Origin of the sequence: Streptomyces sp. NPDC020681, assembly GCF_044334895.1 — a bacterium.
In the GTDB taxonomy this organism is placed as follows: Bacteria; Actinomycetota; Actinomycetes; order Streptomycetales; family Streptomycetaceae; genus Streptomyces.
This window is the reverse complement of sequence record NZ_JBIRTX010000002.1, coordinates 290,470-309,105: the sequence shown is the minus strand read 5'-3', so window position 1 is coordinate 309,105 and position 18,636 is coordinate 290,470. Positions and strand designations below refer to the sequence as shown.

Sequence of the window (18,636 nt, the reverse complement as noted above, 5' to 3'; positions counted from 1 at the left end):
GCGCGGGTGGGGTCGGGCTGGTCTTCCTGCTGTAGCCGCGCAAGTTGTGCGCGTTCACCGAGGCGGTGCCACCAGGCCCGCCTCGTACGCGGTGATCACCAGCTGCACCCGGTCGCGGGCGTCGAGTTTGGTGAACAGCCGTGCCACATGCGCCTTCGCGGTGGCCACGCTGATGCCGAGGTGGCCTGCGATCTCGCTGTTGGACATGCCGCGTCCGACGAGCGTCAGCACCTCGCATTCCCGCCCGGTGATGCCCTCGACCGGCCGTGGCTGCGGTGCGGGTTCGGGGCGGGCGGCGAACTCCTCGATCAGGCGGCGGGTGACGCTCGGCGCGATCAGTGCGTCCCCGGCGGCGACGACGCGGATCGCCGCGAGAATGTCCTCCAGCGCCATGTCCTTGACGAGGAATCCGCTCGCGCCCGCCCGCAGCGCGGCATACACGTGATCGTCGTCGTCGAACGTGGTCAGCACGAGGACACGTGCCGTCCCGGGACCCGTGGTGATCATCCGGGTGGCCTCGATTCCGTCCATGCCGGGCATCCGGATGTCCATCAGCACGACGTCGGGCCGGACGTCCCTGACCAGTTGGACCGCCTGGGCGCCGGTCGCGGCCTCGGCCACGACGTCGAGGTCGGGGGTGTCGGCCATGAGCACGCGCAGGCCGGCGCGTACGAGTGGCTGATCGTCGGCGAGTACGAGGCGGACCGCCTTCGGCTCGACCCCAATCGCCTCGCCCGTCCTCGCCTCGCCCGCCTCCGCCTCGCCCGCCTCCGCCTCGCCCGCCTCCGCCTCGCCCGCCTCCGCCTCGCCCGCCTCCGCCTCGTCCGTCATCGGATCCCCGTCGGCACCGGCAGCCGGGCCGCCACCCGGAAGCCGCCTTCCGGGCGGGGCCCGGCGGTGAAGTGGCCGTGCAGCAGGCCGACTCGTTCGCGCATCCCCGCGATGCCGTATCCGGTGCCCTCGACCGCGCCGCCCCGCCCGTCGTCGACGACCTCGACGGACACCTCGTCGTCCTGGTGGCCGATGGACACCCGGCAGTGTCCGGTGCCCGCGTGACGCACCACGTTGGTGACCGCCTCCTGGATGATGCGGAACGCGGACAGGTCGATCTCCGCCGGCAGCTGACGAGGTTCTCCGTGCCACCGCACATCGACGCGTACGCCCGCGTCCCGCGTCCTCGCGGCCAGCCGGTCGACGTCCGCCAGGCCCGGCGCCGGGTCCAGCGGTGCGGGCCGTGCCTCTTCGCCGGGACCGGACCGGCGGAGGGCGCCGAGCATCCGCCGCAGCCCCGACAGCGTCTCGCGGCTGGTGGCCTCGATGGCGGACAGTGCGTTACGGGCCTCAGCCGGCTGGGTGTCGATGATGCGGCTGCCCACGCCCGCCTGGATGGCGATGATGCCGATGCTGTGGGCGACCATGTCGTGCAACTCGCGGGCGATCCGGAGCCGTTCGGCGGTGATCGCCCGGTCCGCGGCCTGGGCCCGCAGTGTCTCGGCATGCTGGTGGCTCTGGTGGATCGAATTGCCGATCAGCCAGACGATGACGGTCGTCAGGGCGACGATCAGCACGGTCGAGGTCTCGATGGGCATCCCGAGCAGCACCCGCGCGACCGCATATCCGAGCAGCACCACGAGCGCCATGACGGCCGCGGTGACCGAGGTGCGGCGGCTGCGGGTGGCGGCGATGAAGCAAAGAGCGATGTCGACCGCCAGAAACTGCAGCAGCGGGATGTCCTTCACGCCCAGCGCGACCGCCGAGACGATCGTTCCGGCGAGCAGCAGGGCGAGGGCCGCCAGCGGTCGGCGGCGCGGCAGCGCCGCGCACAGCACCATCACGAAGGCGACGGCCAGTTGAGGCCAGCGCGGCGGATTGTTCCCCTGGCTGTCGAAGAGGAAGGACCACCGCGACCAGCCCGGCAGCTCCTCGATGACGATGGTGTACGCGGTGACCGCACACCAGACGAGGACCATCCACACGCCCGGCGGGACGCGCTTGAGCAGCGGCGGACGTGGCAGGGGCGACATGCGCGGATCGTAGCCGCGTGCTGCCCGCCGGGGCATCGGCCCGTGGGCGTACGCCCACGGGCTACAGCCGCCGCCGCGAATGTGATCGCCGGCCCGATGCCGTGCGGGTGCGGCGCCCGGCACCGTTGGCCGGGTGATCGAAGTCAACGAACTGACGAAGCGTTACGGGCGGACCGCCGCCGTCAACCGACTGAGCTTCACGGTGCGCCCGGGGCATGTCACCGGGTTCCTCGGCCCGAACGGGGCCGGCAAGACCACCACGCTGCGGATGATCCTCGGCCTGAACGATCCGACCGGCGGTACCGCCACCGTTGACGGCCGCCCGTTCCGGGACCGTCCGCGCGGGCTGCGGCACGTCGGCGCGCTGCTCGACGCGGGCGATGTGCACGGCGGGCGCAGCGCCGCGGCGCATTTGTCCGCGCTGGCGCGGAGCAACGGCATCCCGCGGAGGCGAGTAGACGAGGTGCTCCAGGATGTGGGCCTCGCCGAGGTGGCGCGGCGCCGGGTCGGCGGGTTCTCCCTCGGCATGAAGCAGCGCCTCGGCATCGCCACCGCGCTGCTCGGCGATCCACCGGTGCTGCTGTTCGACGAGCCGCTCAACGGCCTGGACGTGGAGGGCGTGCTGTGGGTGCGCGGCCTGTTCCGGCGGCTGGCCGCCGAGGGCCGCACCGTCTTTGTCTCCAGCCATCAGATGAGCGAGATGGAGAACACCGCCGACCAGCTCATCGTCATCGGCCGGGGCGAGTTGATCGCCGCGGAGAGCCCGGCGGACTTCGCGGCCCGCGGCACCGGGCTGCGCGTGACCGTGCGTACTCCCGACACCGCCGCGCTGGCGGCCGTGCTGACCTCCGAAGGCGCTTCGGTGCAGCCGGGCGGCGACGAGGTGTGCACGGTGACCGGGCTGAGCGCGGCCCGTATCGGCGAACTCGCCTTCGGGCACCGGATCTTGCTGCATGAACTCAGTCCCAAGACCGCATCGCTGGAGGAGGCGTTCATGGAACTCACCGCAGACAGCGTCGAATTCCTCGCAGGACAGTCCCGAGCAGAAGAGTCACGGGCAGGACAGTCCCGAGCAGAAGAGTCACGGGCAGGACAGTCCCGAGCAGAAGAGTCACGGGCAGGAGAGGCACGATGACCGCCCTTGTCGTTCCCGTCGTCCCCGAGCAGCGAACGGAGTCCCGCGGCCGGTTCCGGCAGCTGCTCGCCGCCGAGTGGATCAAGCTGTGGTCGCTGCGTTCCACCTACTGGGTCCTAGGGGTCGGCGCGCTCGTCGTCATCGGGATCAATGTGAACTCGGCCCGGTCCAACGCTAGTCGGCTGGCACACCAGCCGGCCGCCGACCCCTTCAATCCCGAGTTCCGCTTCGATCCGATGTCGACCGCCTTCGTGGATCCCGCCTACCAGATCCTCATGATCATCGCGGGCAGCGTCGGCGCCATCGTGGTCTTCGGCGAGTACACCAGCGGACTGATCCGTACGACCTTCACGGCCGTCCCCGCTCGTGGTCCGGTGGTGGCGGCCAAGGTGACCGTCGTGGCGGCGGTGATGCTCGTCCTCGGCACGGCCGTCTCCGCGGCCTCGTTCGGTGTGAGCCAGGCGCTCCTGCGCGAACACGGCGGACTGTCGGTCAGCGATCCCGGCGCACTGCGGGCCGTCGTGGCGTCCGCGCTCCTCGCACCGCTCTGCGCCCTGGTCGGCATGGCACTCGGCGCGCTGATCCGGCACGCCACGGGCACCGTCGTCGCTGTCGTCGGCGTGCTGCTCCTGCTGCCGGCGCTGTTCCAGGGCGATACGTACCGATGGGTCGCGGAGATCGGCAATGCCATGCCTCTCACGGCATGGGAGGCCCTGGTCGAGAACCCCGCGTCACACTTCGACCCGGGCAAGTACCCGGAGACGATCACCGAGGCGTGGATCGTGTTCGCCGCGTGGCCGCTTGCCGCGGCAGTCCTCGCGGTGGTGATGGTGCGCCGCCGCGATCTGTGACGCCGCGGGAGCCCGAGCCGGGCGCGCCACCGTCCCGCCCGCGACGCGCTACCGCCCGGCCCCTTTGCTCCCGGCCCCTGTGCCCACCGCAACCCGCCCCATCGTCAGCGCCAGCGTCCGCAGCCGTCGCCAGTCCATCGGCGGTTTCGACAGAGGCAGGCCGGGGCGGTTCCGTGGCACTCGTACGCGCAGGGCCCGCGGCCGGATCCCGCAGCGCACGGGCGTGGGCAGGGTCAGTGCCTCGCCGTCGACGCCGACCTGGACCTCGGGTTCGTCGGCGTCGACGACCAGTTCATGGGTGGTCAGCACGGTCAGGCCACTCGCGTTCTTCCCGCGGAGCATGCCGGCCGCCTGAGCCGCGTTGTCGACCTGGATGCCGAGGACGCCGAGGAAGCCGGAGTCCAGCCGGTCCCGGCGCCCGAGTCCGACAAGATCGTCCACCCGGTACGGGTTGTTGCTGACCAGCACGCCTTGAGGCTCGTCGATGGTCACGTCGCCCGCGTGCACCACCAGCCGGGGACCGGCCTGGTGGGTCAGCAGGTCCGGAAGCATTTGCATGATGATGCGGATCTTGTCGTCGCGGTAGGCGGGGCTCTGGACGACGGCCGCATACGCGCCGAAGGAGGCGTTGTTGACGAAGGCGCGGTCGCCGACGAAGCCGAGATCGATGCGTAGTTCGACGCCGTCGGTCAGCGCGTCCAGCGATGTCGAGGGGTCTTCCCGGTCCAGTCCGAGGTCCAGGGCGAAGTGGTTGCGGGTGCCGGCCGGGATGACCATGAACGGAACGCCGTGCTCGGCCGCCACGCCCGCGACCAGGGCCTGTGTGCCGTCGCCGCCCGCCACGCCGAGCAGGTCGGCGCCGTCGGCCACGGCTCTGCGCGCCAGCTCGACGACGTCCTCCTGATGATCGGCGGGCAGCAGCAGGACATCGGCCCCGAGCGCCTCGGCCTTCTCCTTCAGGCCGAACCGCACCACCTTTCCGCCGCCGGACCGCGGGTTCATGATCAGGAAGGCGCGTACGGGCGGTGTGGTCGAGGATTCCTGTGTGCGGGACGGTTTGCCGTCTCCTCTGAGAGCGATCCTGCCGACCCAGACGGCCAGGGCCCACAGGGCGGCGGAGACCAGCATCTCCCACAGCAGGCCGGCCACGACGCAGAGCGCCAGCACCACGGCCGGTGCCGCCGCGGCCAGTGTGAACCCGATTGCCCTGACGAGTCCGCGACGGCTCAGCGCCCACCACACGCCGGCAGCGCCGACGGCCAGTCCGCCCACCCAGAGAGCCACCAGCGCGATGCTTCTGAGCCCGGCAGACACCAGCAGCACCACGAGGGCCGCTGCCCCGGCCGCCAGTGCCGAACGCGCGGCCCAGCGCTGTGCCGCGCTGCCGTGCCCGCCTCCAACCGTGTCCGTGTCCATTCACCTTCCGCCCCTCGTTGCGCCCGCGTGGCGATCATGAGCACGCCCTGTGACGATTGTGCTGTTCATACCAGTGTGATCCGGTTTGAGCTACTGAATGGCCGGACGGAAACGCCAATGCCCCCTAGCGCAGCCTCAGCACCGGCGGACGGCGGGGGAGACCTCCGCCCCGCCCGTATGAGGGCACAGCAGACGCCGGACGGCGACCCTCTTCTCACCGCGAAATTCGCCGTCCCCGCGGTTCCCAGGACGTTCGTCACCAGGAGGCGGCTGCAGGACCGGCTGACCGCCGGTACGGCCGGGCCGCTGACCCTGATCACCGGTCCGGCAGGCGCCGGCAAGACCACACTCGCCGCCTCGTGGGCGGTTCAGGCCGCGACGCCTGGACCGGTCGTGTGGCTCACCGTCGAGGGCGACGACCGGGTCCCCGGCGCGTTCTGGGCGTATGTCGTCGCGGCCTTCCGCCACCAGCACGTGCCGCTGCCGGACGATGTCGGCACACCGGCGCGGCCGGGCACCGTCGATCACTCGCTGCTGGCCCGGCTTGCCGCCGCTCTGACCCGCCTGAACCACCCGGTGGTCCTGGTCCTCGACGGCCTCGACCGGGCACCGTCCCGCGAGGTGGCGTCCGGCCTGGACTTCGTCGTGAGCCATGCGCGACCACAGCTGCGCCTCGTGCTGATCAGCAGATTCGATCCGCTGCTCCCGCTGCACCGCTACCGCGCCGAAGACCGGATCTGCGAGATCCGCGGCGCTGACCTGGCGTTCAACGAGCACGAGACCGCGACCTTGCTGAAGCGGCACGGCGTGGCCCCGCAGGACGACAGCGTCAGCGCCCTCACCCGCCGTACGGAGGGCTGGGCGGCGGGGCTCAGACTGTGCGCCCTCGCGATGCAGAGCGCCGACGACCCGAACAGCTTCGCCCGGTCCTTCGCCGCGTCCCAGAGCGTCGTCGCCGACTACCTGCTCTCCGAAGTGCTCGACGCCCAGCCCGCCGCCACCCGGGATCTGCTGGTGCGTACGAGCATCCTGGAGCGCGTGCACCCGCAGCTGGCGAACGCGCTGACCGGGCACGAGGACGCCGAGTGGATCCTGGCCGGGCTCACCCGCGCCAACGCCTTCGTCGAACGGACCGGGGACACGCCCTGGTACCACTGCCACCCGCTGTTCGCCGAAGTGCTCCGCGCCCATCTGCGCAGCAGCCGGCCCGGTCTCGAACCTCAGCTGCGCCGTGTCGCGGCGCGCTGGTTCGCCGACTCGGGGCGGCTCACCGAAGCGCTGGAGCACGCGACCGAGGCGGGTGAGTGGCAGTACGCGGCCGCCCTGACCGTCGACCACCTCGCGATCGGACGCTTCCTCACCGGCCCGGACGCCCACCGGCTCCAGCGGCTCTTCTCCGGCATGCCCGTGGACGTCGCCGGCGCCGCCCCGGCCCTCGTCGCGGCGGCCCGCGCGCTCGCACAACACGACGCGCCGGGCTGCCGTACGCAACTCGACCGGGCCGGGGAGCACTTGCGGAGCACGGCCGCCGGAGCAGAGCCGCCGGCCGAAGCGCTGCTCGCCGAAGCGCTGCTACGGCTCCTCGCGGGTCCCTCCGCCGTGTCTTCGCCGCCACCCGAGGTTCTGGCCGGGCAGGCAGGCGACCTCATGGCGCAGTTGGCGGGGCCGAGACTGGCGGAACACCCGGAGCTCGAGGCGCTGCGTCGCTATGGGCTGGCCCGGGCGCTCCTGCTGGCCGGACGCCTCGGCGACGCCCGCACCTCCTTCACGCACGCGGTGAAGAGCTGCGGCCCCGATGTGACACAGGCCGTCCGGCACCGCTGTCTGGGGGAGCTGGCCCTGGTCGAGAGCGTGACCGGGGCACTGGGCGAGGCGGAGAGGCATGCCTTGCAGGCTCTTTCCGTCGCCGAGAAGGGCGGCATGCCGCCGGCCGAGCGCACCGGGCTCTGCCATCTCGCGCTGGCCACCGTCGCATCGGAACAGGGCGATCTCTGGGGTGCGCAGCGTCATCTCGGCCTCTGTGCCGACTCGGCGGACACCGAGCACGATCCCCTCTGCGCCACCGAGCACGCGATCATCCGCTCCGGGCTCGACCTGGCGTACGGGAACTGGCGAGAGGCGCTGGAGGCCATCGAGGCCGCGGAAAAATCCGAGGGCGAGACACGGCTATCGGGCCGAGGCGAGGGGCCGTCCGGACCTCAGCCGCCGCCGCCCTGGCCGGCCGAGCGCAGAGCCGTCGCCCGCTCCGCCGTCCATCTGGCCTGCGGCGATCCCCGGGAGGCGATCAGCGCTCTGGGCGACGTCGGCTCCGGCTCACCGGCCGCCACCGTCGCCCTCGCCGCGGCTCACCTGGCCGCGGGAGAGACCGATCGCGCTCTGCGTCTCCTGGCGCCGCTGAGCAACCGGCCCGACGCAGGCACTGCCGACCAGGTCCGTTCCTTGCTGCTGCAGGCCCATGCCGCCACCTTGGCCAAGGACTTCGCGACGGCGGACGGCCTGCTGGCCCAGGCGCTGAGCGCGGCCCGACCCGAACAGCTGCGCCGTCCCTTCGCCGAAGCCGATCCCTGGCTGCGGCACCTGCTGGAGCGCCGGGCCGAACTCGCCGACACGTACGCCTGGCTGGCCGAGACGTCATCGGGCCCGGTTCTTGTCCAGCGGCTCACCGACCGCGAGCGCGAGGTGCTTCGGTTTGCCGCGCAGATGATGTCGACCGAGGAGATCGCCGTGGAGCTGCATCTGTCGGCGAACACGGTCAAGACGCATCTGAAGGGCGTCTACCGCAAACTGTCGGTCTCCCGGCGCGGCGAGGCGGTCCGCCGGGCGAAGGAATTCAATCTGCTGTGATCGTTTGGCGCCTCGTATCACCTGGTCCGGGTGATGCCGCCGTGCGGTTCGGCGGGGACCATGCGAAGGGCGAGAGAGGACCGATCCCCCAGACATGGGAAGTGCGCCCATGCGATACGAGTTCCGCATTACCGGCCGGCTCTCCTTGACGGTCGCTGATGCCTTCCCCGAATTGGAGAAGGTGCTCGCGCCACAGCAGACACTGCTCTTCGGCCGGGTCACCGACGAGGCGCATCTCTACGGGCTGCTCGTCCGCTTCCAGGACCTGGGCCTGCACGTCGTCGAGATGCGCCAGCTGCCCGACTGACCCGGCGAGGGGCACACGAATCACCCTCCGCGGGTGAGGACCGGTGGTGCGGGCGAGCGGACGCTGGAGGGGATCAGACCTTGTTCCGAGCCAAACGGCTGGAGGAAACGATGGACGGCTTGATCCTGGCGTACGACTACCCGGTACTGGGCGCGTTCTGGACCGTGTTGTGGATCTTCCTGTGGGTGTTGTGGCTGGTCCTGCTGTTCCGGATCATCATCGACATCTTCCGGGACGACGACATGAGCGGATGGGCGAAGGCCGGATGGCTGCTCTTCGTGATGCTCATCCCGTTCCTCGGCGTGCTCGTGTACGTGATCGTCCGGGGCAAGAGCATGGGCAATCGCGAGATCAACCACGCACGGCAGCAGCAAGCCGCCATGGACACCTACATCCGGGACACGGCAGGCGGCGCGGGCAGCGGGGCGGACCAGCTGGCCAAGCTCTCCGAGCTCAAGGCCAAGGGCGAGCTGACCGACGCGGAATTCGAGCGGGCCAAGGAAAAGATCCTGCACTGAGCCCACGCTCACCCAACCGGCGCCGATCTGGTCAAGAGAGGAAACGCCATGTCACAGGCAACGCAGGCGAGGCACACGTCCGACACATCCCAATCGGTCGCGGGCGGACTCGTGGTGTTCGCCGCAGTCATGCTGATCATCACCGGTGTCCTCGACGTCTTCCGGGGCATCATGGCCATCGCCGAGGACGACATCTTCGTGTCGACACCGAACTACGTGTTCCGATTCGATCTGACCGGCTGGGGCTGGTTCCAGCTGATCCTCGGAGCCGTCGCCGTCCTCGTGGGCCTCGCCCTGTTCAGGGCGCCGATGTGGGCGCGGATCGTCGGTGTGGGCCTCGCGGGCCTGCTCATCATCGTGAACTTCCTGACCCTGCCGTACTACCCGGTCTGGTCGGTCATCGCGATCGCGCTGTACGCCTTTGTCATCTGGGCACTGTGCGTCGTCAACAAAGACACCATGACCGGATGAGGTCCGCCCGTTCATCCCCGCGGGGGGCGGGGGTGAAAGGACGGGCAAAGAGGCGCACCATTGAGGCGCACGGTTGAGGTGTCCACGACGCTATAGGGGGGCTCGATGCGGCGCACGGATGCGGCCAGGCGGCTGGGAGGGTTCGTTCGAGAACACCGTACGGACGGCAGCCGGCGCCTGCGGCAGGCAGGGATCATGCTGGCCGTCGGGGCCGTGGGCATGGCCTTCGGAGTGCCGGTGGCGGTCGCCTCCATCGGCAGTACGGAGGGTGCGCCGCAGCTGGCGGGGCTGCTGCTCGGGGTCGGCCTGGCGGGTCTGGGTCTGGGCAGCTGGCGGCTGATGCAGTCGTTCCGCACCCGGGAGCAGTGCTTCGACATCCATGAGCGAGGGCTCACCCACCGGGTGGCGGGCGACGCCACACTGATCCCCTGGGAGGACATCTCGCAGGTGGGCGCCGGCGGCGACGACGGCCGTCCGCTGGCCGAGGCCCGGGGCATGGGCTTCACCTGTGAGATCCGGCTGCACAGCGGGGACAGGATCCGCATCGACACGTTCACCGAGGACGCCCGGGAGCTTGCGCGGGTCGTCCACGGCGCGGTCCACCTGGGCCAGTTCCCCGAGGGGCGGGGCCGGAGACGGTGAGCCGACGCAGCTGCTCCCCGATGAATCCTTGACGTCCGGCAGCGGCGACCTGTCGGTACTCGACACTGTTGTGCCCCGGGCAGATCAGGCTGCCCGGGGCACGCGGCCGTTGGAGGGGCAGGTCGTCCGGTGTCGACACCGGACGACCCTCATCGGCTGGATCAGTGGTGGTTGCGCCCGCGGCCCCATGACTCGGTGTCGACGGTGCGACCGCGGTCGTCGCGCAGGGTCGCGGTGTCGGACCAGTTGTCCCAGATGTGGTTGCGGCGGTCCTGGTAGAGGTCGGTGCGGGTGTCGCGGCCGTAGCCGGTGTGGATGCGGACGGTGGAACGGCCGGCGAGGCGGACGTCGTCGAAGCGGTAGCGGTTGCCGTCCTCGTCGCGCAGGGTCCAGCCGTCCAGGTCCACGCTGCGGCGGCCGTTGTTGGTGATCTCGACCCACTCGGCGTTCAGGGACCGGTTGCTGCGGTTGTCGCGTCCGGGGCTGTCGGCCTGCACGTCGCTGATGCTCACCCGGGACTGCCCGTGGTGCCGGTCGCGGTCGCGGTCGCGGTAGCGGTCGTTGTCGTTGGCCGAGGCCGGCAGGGCGACGGCGGAGAGGACGGCGCCGGTCGCGAGGGCGGTCGCGACGATACGGCGGGTGGTGCGAGAAGCAGACATAGGTGACGTCTCCTCAAGAACAGTGCTCCACACGCTGCTGAGAGCAAGTGGAGCGATGCGAGTTGCAGGTTCCCGGCCCGTGCTGGGCCGAGGACCACACTCTGAGGCGTCACGAGGTCTGATAGCGGGTCAATCGGCGCGCGTTACAGTTTGCGGATATTTCCGTAACAATCGCCTGTATCGGTCATGCATAGGCGCGAACGTGACCCTGACATTCACTGATCGCTGCACCGATCCGTTCAATGGTCAACAGCAAGCCCTTGCGTGCCGCGGCGTACCGCCGCGTGGGGCACCCGGTGTGTCATCCGGACGGCGGACGGCATCTCGTAACGACACCTCTGAACGTTTCTTCGCACAGGCGACGCGGTGTCGTACGGATGTCCGGGAACGGGAGGCTCCTCGGGTACGGCTCGGGTGCGGCGCCGAATGTCGCGATGCGGAGTATTTGCAGTGGTCTAGACATTGCGTGAGGTTCGGTCCATTGTGAGAGGTGAGTGGTGGACCGTGGAGCGGAACGACAGAGCCGCAGCGGCCCGCACCATCCGCTCCCCGAGCGGAACCTTGTTTGCGGGAAGGCCCTGAGAGCAGGCCCGTCAGCGCTGCCGATCGCGGCGATCGCAGGCCCGGCCAATTCCCGTCCGGTCATGCCGTCCACCAGGCGACATCGCGCCGGACACGTACAGCCACGCCTTCACCGAGCGTCGGCGCCCGTCCCGGCCTCCTTCAGGCACCGGGCGCAAGACGAGCGGAATCGCAGGGCCGCCACGGCTCTTCGCTCAGCAAGGAACGCCCCATGACCAGCACGCACGCCCACCAGCCCGGCACCGTCACCGCGGCCTACCTGCGCTGCTTCCCCTACGACATCTGGCGCATGGCACTCCATGTGCGCGCGCTGGAGGTGCACGCAGACGTACTCGGACTCCATCCGCCGCATGTCTTTCTGGACAACGGCGTCTCCCACCGGATGGTTCAGCCCCAGCTGCGGCGGCTGCTCGCCCAGGCGTCGGTGGGCGCCATCCACACGGTCCTGGTCCCCGGACCATGGGTCTTCTCCCTCGACGACCGCAGGTCGGGCGCCGTCACGGCCTTTCTGCGGGCCGCCGGAGCACAGGTCGTGGAACTGCCGCACGACCGGGACGTCTGGACAGCTCTGGCCGTGCGATCACGCGCCGCCGCGGTGTGAGCAACCGATGCTTCAGGACTCCTTGTCGTGCACAAGCTCGGGGTCGACCACACCCGCGTGCTCCGACCAGAAGGCGGGTGCCATCAGCCGCCACACGACCATGAGAACCAGACCCGCGACGGCGATGCCGATGCCGATGACAAGCGGCGGGCCGAGCCCGAGCCACGAGGTTCCGGTGTAGGAGTTCGCCGGGTCGGACATGTCGGAGACCGACTTCACGAGCAGCCACGTCAGGAGTCCGGCGCCGACCAGCGGGCCGATGCCGATGAGCACGAAGTTGTGGACGCTCTCGGTCAGATGGCGGCGGTAGTAGACCGCGCAGGCGACGCCCGTGAGCGCGTAGTAGAACGCGATCAGCAAGGACAGCGCCGTGAGCGAGTCGAAGAGGGCGTTGGTGCTGATCCGGTTGACGACGACGTACCAGGCGATGGCGATGCCGGCGACCCACCACGTACTCACGTCGGGCGTGTGGAACCGCGGGTGGATACGTGCGAAATGCTGCGGCAGCGCCTGACGGCGCGCCATGGACAAGGCGGTGCGCGACGCCGGGATGATCGTCGTCTGCGTCGAGGCCAGCGCGGACGTCGAGACCGCAAGCAGTACGACCCAGTCCCAGCGCCCCATCACCTCGCCGGCGAGCAGGGCGAAGATGAACTCCTCCTCCTCGGCGTTGTCGGCCAGGAAGGTCGTCCCCGCGTAGGCCACGACCGCGAAACCGACCGACACGTAAGTCACCAGCAGCACGATCGTCGACCAGACGGCGGCCTTGCCGGGAGCGGTGGCGGAGTCCTCCGTCTCCTCGGTGAGATTGACCGCCGACTCCCAGCCCCAGTAGATGAACACGCCCAGCAGCAGGGCTCCGGTCAGCGCCGCGCCTCCGGCCCCGAAGGGGTTCAGCCAGTCGATCGACGGTTCGATGAAGTCGAACGTGCTCGTACCGGCGTAGACACGGTAGAGCGCCACCGCGACGAAAATGAGCAGGAATGCGATCTGCGCGAGGATGAGGACGTTCTGCACCTTGGACGACACCTCGATGCCGATGACGCACACGGCCGTCATCACAAGGATGAGGAGCACGGTCAGCAACTGGCGCACAAAGTCGTTGTCGACCCAGCTGTCGAGGCCGAAGGCGAGCAGGGCGAAGGTAACGGCGACGTCCGCCAGCGACCCGACCACCAGGACTCCGGTCATCGCGATGGCCCATCCACCGAGCCACCCGGCCCAGGGCCCCATGGCCCGGGTGACCCACGAGAACGTCGTGCCGCAGTCCTGGTCGACCTTGTTGAGGTAGTAGAACGCCGACGCGATCAACAGCATCGGCACGAACGACGCGAACATCACGCCAGGGGCGTAGATGCCCACGAGCGCCACGATCGGGCCGATGACCGCAGCCAGCGAGTACGCCGGGGAGGTGGCGTTGAGCCCGATGACGAGCGCGTCGACGAAGTTGATCGCGTTGGCCTTCAACCCGGCAGGCGGGACTGCGTCCACAGTGTCGTCGGCCATGTTCCCTCGCTCCGGTTGTGCGTGAATCCATAGAACAGGGAGTTACTTCGCATTTGCGCCATTGAGCCCCGCTTTGGCGTGCATGTCCCGCTCTTGCGCGCGGACCCGGCGGCGCAGCTCCACCCGGGCGGCAGGTCCCCGGCCGGCGGTGGTCGACCAGAAGGGGTGCCAGAAGATCCGGCCGGACAGTCGGAGCAGCCTGCGTCGCAGCGCCGTGTAGTCCACCGGCCGGTCGGCAAGCTCCGCGTACGTGCGGTTCCACTCGTGCTGCGCCGCCAGCAGGTCGTCGGGGTGGAGGGGTCGCGCCATACCTGAATTAAAACACGTGTTCGATTTCTAGGGCGAACGCGCCGTGCCACTGTGGTGCCATGACCATTGAGGTTCGCCCGGCTTCGGTCTTCGAGGATGTCCGGACCCTGCTCGGCCCGAAGTCGCCCGGGGCCAACGTCTGCTGGTGCCTGAGCTACCGGATCCCGTCCAAGCTCAACAACGAGCTCCGCGGGCCGGCCCGCGGAGAGTGCGTCGCCGAGCTGTGCCGTACGGAACCCCCTCCGGGAGTGCTCGCCTACGACGGCGACGAGCCGGTCGGCTGGGCCGCCGTGGCGCCGCGCTCGGACACCTCCTTCGCGCGCAACCGGAAGATTCCGCACGTCGACGACCTGCCGGTCTGGTCGCTGTGGTGCATCCGCGTACGCCCCGGCCACCGGAAGAAGGGAATCTCGCACGCCCTCATCGCCGGCGCGGTCGAGTTCGCCCGCAACCACGGCGCACCGGCGATCGAGGCCTATCCACTCGACAACGGTGACGCCAAGGTCGACATGACGATGGCGTACGCCGGGATCCGGAAGAACTTCGAGCGCGCCGGGTTCACCCACGTCGCCGACACCACCTCGGTGCTGGCCGGTCATCCCCGGGTCCTGATGCGGCTCGACCTGCGCTGACCCGCGGATGGGCCCTCGATCCGGCGCGCATCGCGCACGCGACTTGATAGGCAAGTGGATGCTTGCCTATTGTTGCGGAGTGGCAGACGATGTCTTCAAGGCAATTGCCGATCCCACCCGGAGAAAGATCCTCGACGAGCTGACCGATCGGAACGGGCAGACGCTGTTCGAGATCTGCGCGCGGCTTGCCATGAAGCACGGGCTCGGGTCGTCCCGCCAGGCGATCTCGCAGCATCTGGCCGTGCTCGAAGCCGCGGGCCTGATCGAGACCCGGCGGGAAGGCCGCTGCAAGTTCCACGACCTCAACACAGAACCGCTTGAGCGCATCGCCACCCGGTGGCTCAGGCGTGACCGACCGGAGACCTGATATGCGGATCAACCTGGCCAGCGTCCTTGTCGACGATCAGGACAAGGCCCTGCGCTTCTACACAGAGGTGCTGGGATTTGTGAAGAAGACCGAAGTCCCCATCGGCGAAGACCGGTGGCTGACCGTGGTCTCGCCCGACGACCCCGACGGCACCGAACTCGTCCTGGAACCGGATGGCCACCCCGCCGCCAAGCCCTTCAAGCAGGCGCTGGTCGAGGACGGGATCCCGTACACGTCCTTCGCCGTCGACGACGTCCACGCGGAGTTCGCGAGGCTGAGCGGGCTCGGGGTGCGGTTCACGCAGGAGCCGGTCGAGATGGGGCCGGTGACCGTGGCCGTCCTCGACGACACCTGCGGCAACCTGATCCAGATCGCGCACCAGAAGTAGCGAGCGGACCGCGCACGAGCCGGCCGTGCTTCAGGACGGTTCGGGTGCGCGGTCCAGGTGCGGAAGGTAGTGACCGAGGCGTTCCCGCTTGGTCCGCAGGTAGAAGATGTTCTCCTCGCGCGGTGGTGTCAGCAGCGAAACCTGTTCGGTGATCTCGATGCCGTGCTTGAGCAGCGCCGCGCGCTTACGCGGGTTGTTCGACATCAGTCGTACGGATCGCACGCCGAGGTCGTGCAGGATGTCCGCCGCCACCCTGTAGTCGCGAGCGTCGGCCGGGAGCCCGAGCGCGAGATTCGCCTCGACGGTGTCCAGCCCCTCCGCCTGGAGCTGCATCGCCTGAAGCTTGGCCAACAGGCCGATGCCTCGCCCCTCGTGCCCCTGGAGGTAGACAAGAATGCCGCGTCCTTCGCTCACGATGGCTCGCAGCGCCGCGGACAGCTGATCCCCGCACTCGCAGTGCTTGGATCCGAAGGTGTCCCCGGTCAGACACTCCGAATGCAGCCGGGTAAGCGTTCCGGCTCCCTCAACGTCGCCGTATATCAAGGCTATTTGTTCATCGCCGCGATCGCGGTCCAGGTAGCCCACGGCGAGGAAATCACCATGCTCGGTGGACAGTCGGACACTTGCCACGCGTTCGACGCCTGATGAACGAGCGGTGTCGGGGTGGTGTGCGTCATCCGTATCTATCATGGCCAGATCCTATCGGGTAACCTCGGGTGGTGGAATCCTAATCGGCGAGAGGGTCAACTTGCCTATTCGGCAATCACGTTCGACCATCTCAATTGGGGTCGCTCGGCGGCCGCATCTCCTGGAACGAAGAAAGAGTGGGTCGGGAAACATGAGTGGCCCGTACGTCCGGCTGCCGGCATTGGGGCTGTTGCCGCTGGAGACAACGACGGAGGATGTGAGGGAGGGCCGAGCCGATGTGGCGGTCCTTCCCATCGGCAGTTTCGAGCAACATGGGCCGTTTCTCCCCCTGATGACCGACACGGTCATAGCCTGCGCCATCGCCAGGGAGGTCGCCTCCGCGTATCCGGTCCACTGTCTTCCTCCTCTGACGATCTCCTGCTCGCACGAGCACGCTGCCTGGCCGGGAACCGTCAGCATTTCTGCGACAACACTCACTGCCGTCGTGCGGGACATCGCCGAATCGCTCCGCCGTTCCGGTATCAATAACCTGGTTCTGATCAACGGTCACGGCGGAAACTACGTACTGCGCAACGTGGTTCAGGAGTCCGCCGGCAGTGGAATTCGCATGGCCCTTTTCCCCGGCCCGGCCGACTGGAGTGCGGCACGGGACAGGGCCGGTGTGCAGACGTCGCCCCACAGCGATATGCATGCGGGTGAAGTGGAGACGTCCATCCTGTTGCATGACCATCCAGAACTCGTCCGCCCCGGTTACGAGACCTCCGATTTCCTCGCCGACGACCGGGAGCATTTGCTCACTCTCGGTATGCGGGCCTACACGGAATCCGGCGTGATCGGCAGCCCGTCGATGGCTTCGCCCGGTAAGGGGAAAGAGTTGTTGGCCGGCCTCGTCGATTCATTCGCCGAATACTTCTCACTCCTGACACCGGAAGAGCCGGCGGAAGAGCCGTCGGCAGAGGCAGACGCAGAGTCCCGGATTCGGGAGACGCGTTGACCGGCCGCGCCGCGTCGCACCGTGTCGGCATGCTCGACGCATCGGCAGCCTGGGAGCTGCTGCGCGGCATCCGGACCGAGGCGGACGCCGAGGCCGCCGGGCTGTTCCGGGACGCGGACGGCCGACGCCAGTGGCGAAACGCCTCGCCCGAGGCGGATGCCCTCGCCGACCGCTATCTGTCGCTGTGCCTGGCCGGTCCCCGCTTCACGTTCGCGCAGCTGGGGCAGAGTCTGGACGGTTTCATCGCGAGCCGTACGGGCGACGCCGACTACGTCACCGGCGAGGAGGACCGCGAGCACCTGCACCGCCTGCGCGCGCTCGCCGACGCGGTCATCGTCGGGGCCGGCACCGCCGTCGCGGACGATCCCCAACTGACGGTCCGTTCCTGTACGGGAGCCAACCCGGTACGCGTCGTCCTCGATCCGCACGGCCGAGTGCCGCTGCAACGCAAGGTGTTCACCGACGGGGCGGCACCGACCCTGTGGGTGGTGGGCGCCGACAGCGAGCGCGGGAAGGCCGCCGCGGACATTGACGGCGTTGACGTACTGCCCCTGCCCGACAGCGCGTTCGCCCCACGACGCCTGGTGCGTGAGCTCGCGCGACGCGACCTGGGGCGCGTGCTGGTCGAGGGCGGCGGCGTAACCGTGTCGCGCTTTCTCCACGCGCGGGCGCTGCACCGGCTCTATGTCACCGTGGCACCGGTCCTGCTCGGCGACGGCGTCCGAGGACTCGGTTTCCCCGGTCCGGAGCTGATGCGGGACGCGCTCCGTCCGCCGACGCGACGCGCTGCCCTTGGCGAGGACACTCTCTTCGAACTCGACCTGCGGACGACGGCGCATCCCGGTGAACCACTGGGCGACGAGCACGCCGATACCGGGCAGGCTCGCGGCGAGGGCCAGTAGTCCGTACACCACGGCAGTGGTCAGCCCTTGGGCAGCGCCCAGACCCGCGGTTCCGAAGGCCCAGGCGGTGACTCCTTCCCTGGGCCCCCAGCCGCCGACGTTCAGCGGCAGCGCCATGGCGAGCAGCGCCAGCACCATCAGAGGCAGCAACTCGGCCGCGGGCGCGGTTGATCCCGCGGCTCGGGCGGCGAGAAGGAACATGGCGAGATGGCCCGCCAGCACCGCGACGGACGACATCAACACCCCTGGCCAGGTCCCACGGGCGAGCAGTCCGAGGCGCGCTTCGGCGAGCGTGGCGCGTACCGCGCGGTGCCATCGCGAGGTGCCCGGCTTCCTGCGGAGCCGGACGGCAGCCACGATCGCCAGCCCGCACACCACGGCCAGGGCCGCCGCGGCGCCCGGCGTCGCGACGACGCGGCCGGTCTCCGCAAGGGCCCGGGAGGGTTGCGCGATCAGGAGCGTCACGCCGACGGCGACAAGGACCACTTGGCCCGCGATCCGTTCGAGGACGACCGCGCGGACGCCCCGCCCGAGGTCCCCGGAGCTTCGCCCGTGCCGTACCGCGCGGTGCACGTCGCCGACGACACCGCCGGGCAGCGCCGCGTTCAGGAACAGAGCGCGGTAGTAGTCGGCGACGGCCGGGACCAGCGGAATCCGGATTTTCAGGCCTCGGGCCACCAGGCACCAGCGCCACGCGCTGAACACGGTGGTGAACAGGCCGAGGCCGAGAGCGGCCAGCAGGGTCGGGCCGTCGATTCCGCGCAGACCGTCGAGGAAGGCGCCGCCCTGCCAGGACACCATCGCCACGAGGATGGCCGCTCCGGCGAGCATGCCCAGACG

The 18,636-nt window shown here is 69.5% G+C and carries 20 protein-coding genes and 1 pseudogene; 13 read left to right on the top strand and 8 right to left on the bottom strand.

Features of this window, described 5'->3' with window-relative positions:
• Nucleotides 1–54: 54 nt before the first annotated feature.
• The gene (locus ACH4YL_RS04990) at nt 55–831 is read right to left on the bottom strand and encodes a response regulator (RefSeq protein WP_398504922.1); all 777 of its coding nucleotides are present in this window, start codon (nt 829–831) and stop codon (nt 55–57) included.
• Nucleotides 828–2,024, bottom strand: a complete 1,197-nt coding sequence (locus ACH4YL_RS04985) for a sensor histidine kinase (protein ID WP_398504920.1) — start codon at nt 2,022–2,024, stop codon at nt 828–830. The genes ACH4YL_RS04990 and ACH4YL_RS04985 overlap by 4 nt, the downstream gene beginning before the upstream one ends.
• A gap of 133 nt (nt 2,025–2,157) precedes the next feature.
• Between ACH4YL_RS04985 and ACH4YL_RS04980 the strand changes: the two genes are divergently transcribed.
• Both ACH4YL_RS04980 and ACH4YL_RS04975 read left to right on the top strand, forming a co-directional pair.
• Nucleotides 2,158–3,159 carry an ATP-binding cassette domain-containing protein gene (locus ACH4YL_RS04980; protein WP_398504918.1) on the top strand — a complete coding sequence of 334 codons (1,002 nt, stop codon included), beginning with the start codon at nt 2,158–2,160 and terminating at the stop codon, nt 3,157–3,159.
• On the top strand, nt 3,156–4,010 hold the full coding sequence (locus ACH4YL_RS04975) for an ABC transporter permease (RefSeq protein ID WP_398504916.1): 855 nt from the start codon (nt 3,156–3,158) through the stop codon (nt 4,008–4,010). Before ACH4YL_RS04980 ends, ACH4YL_RS04975 begins: the two co-directional genes overlap by 4 nt.
• A 48-nt stretch (nt 4,011–4,058) precedes the next feature.
• Here the strand turns inward: ACH4YL_RS04975 and ACH4YL_RS04970 are convergent, their stop codons facing one another.
• Nucleotides 4,059–5,426, bottom strand: a complete 1,368-nt coding sequence (locus tag ACH4YL_RS04970) for a diacylglycerol/lipid kinase family protein (protein ID WP_398504914.1) — start codon at nt 5,424–5,426, stop codon at nt 4,059–4,061.
• 177 nt (nt 5,427–5,603) lie between these two features.
• On the opposite strand from ACH4YL_RS04970, the gene ACH4YL_RS04965 reads away from it, so the two are divergent.
• The 5 genes from ACH4YL_RS04965 (at nt 5,604) to ACH4YL_RS04945 (ending at nt 10,208) form a co-directional block, all read left to right on the top strand.
• The gene (locus tag ACH4YL_RS04965; RefSeq protein WP_398504913.1) at nt 5,604–8,270 is read left to right on the top strand and encodes a LuxR C-terminal-related transcriptional regulator; all 2,667 of its coding nucleotides are present in this window, start codon (nt 5,604–5,606) and stop codon (nt 8,268–8,270) included.
• Between the two features lie 109 nt (nt 8,271–8,379).
• Nucleotides 8,380–8,577 (top strand): hypothetical protein, encoded by a 198-nt coding sequence (locus tag ACH4YL_RS04960; protein WP_398504912.1) that lies wholly within the window; start codon nt 8,380–8,382, stop codon nt 8,575–8,577.
• Nucleotides 8,578–8,687: 110 nt separating this feature from the next.
• Complete coding sequence (locus ACH4YL_RS04955; protein ID WP_398504911.1) at nt 8,688–9,095, top strand: SHOCT domain-containing protein; 408 nt, start codon at nt 8,688–8,690, stop codon at nt 9,093–9,095.
• A 48-nt stretch (nt 9,096–9,143) separates the two neighbouring features.
• Nucleotides 9,144–9,566, top strand: a complete 423-nt coding sequence (locus ACH4YL_RS04950; protein ID WP_398504910.1) for a hypothetical protein — start codon at nt 9,144–9,146, stop codon at nt 9,564–9,566.
• Nucleotides 9,567–9,761: 195 nt separating this feature from the next.
• The gene (locus ACH4YL_RS04945) at nt 9,762–10,208 is read left to right on the top strand and encodes a hypothetical protein (protein ID WP_398504908.1); all 447 of its coding nucleotides are present in this window, start codon (nt 9,762–9,764) and stop codon (nt 10,206–10,208) included.
• Between the two features lie 161 nt (nt 10,209–10,369).
• Here ACH4YL_RS04945 and ACH4YL_RS04940 read toward each other — a convergent pair whose 3' ends face one another.
• Nucleotides 10,370–10,867, bottom strand: a complete 498-nt coding sequence (locus ACH4YL_RS04940) for a lamin tail domain-containing protein (protein WP_398504907.1) — start codon at nt 10,865–10,867, stop codon at nt 10,370–10,372.
• A 793-nt stretch (nt 10,868–11,660) separates the two neighbouring features.
• Between ACH4YL_RS04940 and ACH4YL_RS04935 the strand changes: the two genes are divergently transcribed.
• On the top strand, nt 11,661–12,050 hold the full coding sequence (locus ACH4YL_RS04935) for a hypothetical protein (protein ID WP_398504905.1): 390 nt from the start codon (nt 11,661–11,663) through the stop codon (nt 12,048–12,050).
• Between the two features lie 12 nt (nt 12,051–12,062).
• Here the strand turns inward: ACH4YL_RS04935 and ACH4YL_RS04930 are convergent, their stop codons facing one another.
• The gene (locus ACH4YL_RS04930; protein ID WP_398504903.1) at nt 12,063–13,556 is read right to left on the bottom strand and encodes an APC family permease; all 1,494 of its coding nucleotides are present in this window, start codon (nt 13,554–13,556) and stop codon (nt 12,063–12,065) included.
• A 42-nt stretch (nt 13,557–13,598) separates the two neighbouring features.
• Nucleotides 13,599–13,865 (bottom strand): hypothetical protein, encoded by a 267-nt coding sequence (locus ACH4YL_RS04925; RefSeq protein ID WP_398504901.1) that lies wholly within the window; start codon nt 13,863–13,865, stop codon nt 13,599–13,601.
• Nucleotides 13,866–13,924: 59 nt separating this feature from the next.
• On the opposite strand from ACH4YL_RS04925, the gene ACH4YL_RS04920 reads away from it, so the two are divergent.
• From ACH4YL_RS04920 to ACH4YL_RS04910, 3 genes are all read left to right on the top strand, one after another.
• Entirely contained in the window at nt 13,925–14,497 is a 573-nt protein-coding gene (locus ACH4YL_RS04920; RefSeq protein ID WP_398504899.1) for a GNAT family N-acetyltransferase, read from the top strand.
• Between the two features lie 79 nt (nt 14,498–14,576).
• Nucleotides 14,577–14,864, top strand: coding sequence for an ArsR/SmtB family transcription factor (locus tag ACH4YL_RS04915; protein ID WP_398504896.1), 288 nt, complete (start codon nt 14,577–14,579; stop codon nt 14,862–14,864).
• 1 nt (nt 14,865) lies between these two features.
• On the top strand, nt 14,866–15,252 hold the full coding sequence (locus ACH4YL_RS04910) for a VOC family protein (RefSeq protein WP_398504894.1): 387 nt from the start codon (nt 14,866–14,868) through the stop codon (nt 15,250–15,252).
• A gap of 30 nt (nt 15,253–15,282) precedes the next feature.
• Here the strand turns inward: ACH4YL_RS04910 and ribA are convergent, their stop codons facing one another.
• Complete coding sequence (gene ribA / locus ACH4YL_RS04905) at nt 15,283–15,942, bottom strand: GTP cyclohydrolase II (RefSeq protein WP_398504892.1); 660 nt, start codon at nt 15,940–15,942, stop codon at nt 15,283–15,285.
• 148 nt (nt 15,943–16,090) lie between these two features.
• On the opposite strand from ribA, the gene ACH4YL_RS04900 reads away from it, so the two are divergent.
• Nucleotides 16,091–16,894 (top strand): creatininase family protein, encoded by an 804-nt coding sequence (locus tag ACH4YL_RS04900; RefSeq protein WP_398504890.1) that lies wholly within the window; start codon nt 16,091–16,093, stop codon nt 16,892–16,894.
• Between the two features lie 29 nt (nt 16,895–16,923).
• The gene (locus tag ACH4YL_RS04895) at nt 16,924–17,796 is read left to right on the top strand and encodes a RibD family protein (protein ID WP_398505596.1); all 873 of its coding nucleotides are present in this window, start codon (nt 16,924–16,926) and stop codon (nt 17,794–17,796) included.
• Here ACH4YL_RS04895 and ACH4YL_RS04890 read toward each other — a convergent pair.
• Nucleotides 17,728–18,627: pseudogene (locus ACH4YL_RS04890) on the bottom strand (lysylphosphatidylglycerol synthase transmembrane domain-containing protein); the annotation flags it as partial. The gene ACH4YL_RS04895 and the pseudogene ACH4YL_RS04890 overlap by 69 nt on opposite strands.
• Nucleotides 18,628–18,636 lie beyond the last annotated feature (9 nt).

Coding starts and splice junctions, on each gene's coding strand:
- ACH4YL_RS04990 (WP_398504922.1), bottom strand. CDS start 831: ATGACGGACGAGGCGGAGGCGGGCGAGGCGGAGGCGGGCGAGGCGGAG.
- ACH4YL_RS04985 (WP_398504920.1), bottom strand. CDS start 2,024: ATGTCGCCCCTGCCACGTCCGCCGCTGCTCAAGCGCGTCCCGCCGGGC.
- ACH4YL_RS04975 (WP_398504916.1), top strand. CDS start 3,156: ATGACCGCCCTTGTCGTTCCCGTCGTCCCCGAGCAGCGAACGGAGTCC.
- ACH4YL_RS04970 (WP_398504914.1), bottom strand. CDS start 5,426: ATGGACACGGACACGGTTGGAGGCGGGCACGGCAGCGCGGCACAGCGC.
- ACH4YL_RS04965 (WP_398504913.1), top strand. CDS start 5,604: ATGAGGGCACAGCAGACGCCGGACGGCGACCCTCTTCTCACCGCGAAA.
- ACH4YL_RS04960 (WP_398504912.1), top strand. CDS start 8,380: ATGCGATACGAGTTCCGCATTACCGGCCGGCTCTCCTTGACGGTCGCT.
- ACH4YL_RS04955 (WP_398504911.1), top strand. CDS start 8,688: ATGGACGGCTTGATCCTGGCGTACGACTACCCGGTACTGGGCGCGTTC.
- ACH4YL_RS04950 (WP_398504910.1), top strand. CDS start 9,144: ATGTCACAGGCAACGCAGGCGAGGCACACGTCCGACACATCCCAATCG.
- ACH4YL_RS04945 (WP_398504908.1), top strand. CDS start 9,762: ATGCTGGCCGTCGGGGCCGTGGGCATGGCCTTCGGAGTGCCGGTGGCG.
- ACH4YL_RS04940 (WP_398504907.1), bottom strand. CDS start 10,867: ATGTCTGCTTCTCGCACCACCCGCCGTATCGTCGCGACCGCCCTCGCG.
- ACH4YL_RS04935 (WP_398504905.1), top strand. CDS start 11,661: ATGACCAGCACGCACGCCCACCAGCCCGGCACCGTCACCGCGGCCTAC.
- ACH4YL_RS04930 (WP_398504903.1), bottom strand. CDS start 13,556: ATGGCCGACGACACTGTGGACGCAGTCCCGCCTGCCGGGTTGAAGGCC.
- ACH4YL_RS04925 (WP_398504901.1), bottom strand. CDS start 13,865: ATGGCGCGACCCCTCCACCCCGACGACCTGCTGGCGGCGCAGCACGAG.
- ACH4YL_RS04920 (WP_398504899.1), top strand. CDS start 13,925: ATGACCATTGAGGTTCGCCCGGCTTCGGTCTTCGAGGATGTCCGGACC.
- ACH4YL_RS04910 (WP_398504894.1), top strand. CDS start 14,866: ATGCGGATCAACCTGGCCAGCGTCCTTGTCGACGATCAGGACAAGGCC.
- ribA (WP_398504892.1), bottom strand. CDS start 15,942: ATGATAGATACGGATGACGCACACCACCCCGACACCGCTCGTTCATCA.
- ACH4YL_RS04900 (WP_398504890.1), top strand. CDS start 16,091: ATGAGTGGCCCGTACGTCCGGCTGCCGGCATTGGGGCTGTTGCCGCTG.
- ACH4YL_RS04895 (WP_398505596.1), top strand. CDS start 16,924: ATGCTCGACGCATCGGCAGCCTGGGAGCTGCTGCGCGGCATCCGGACC.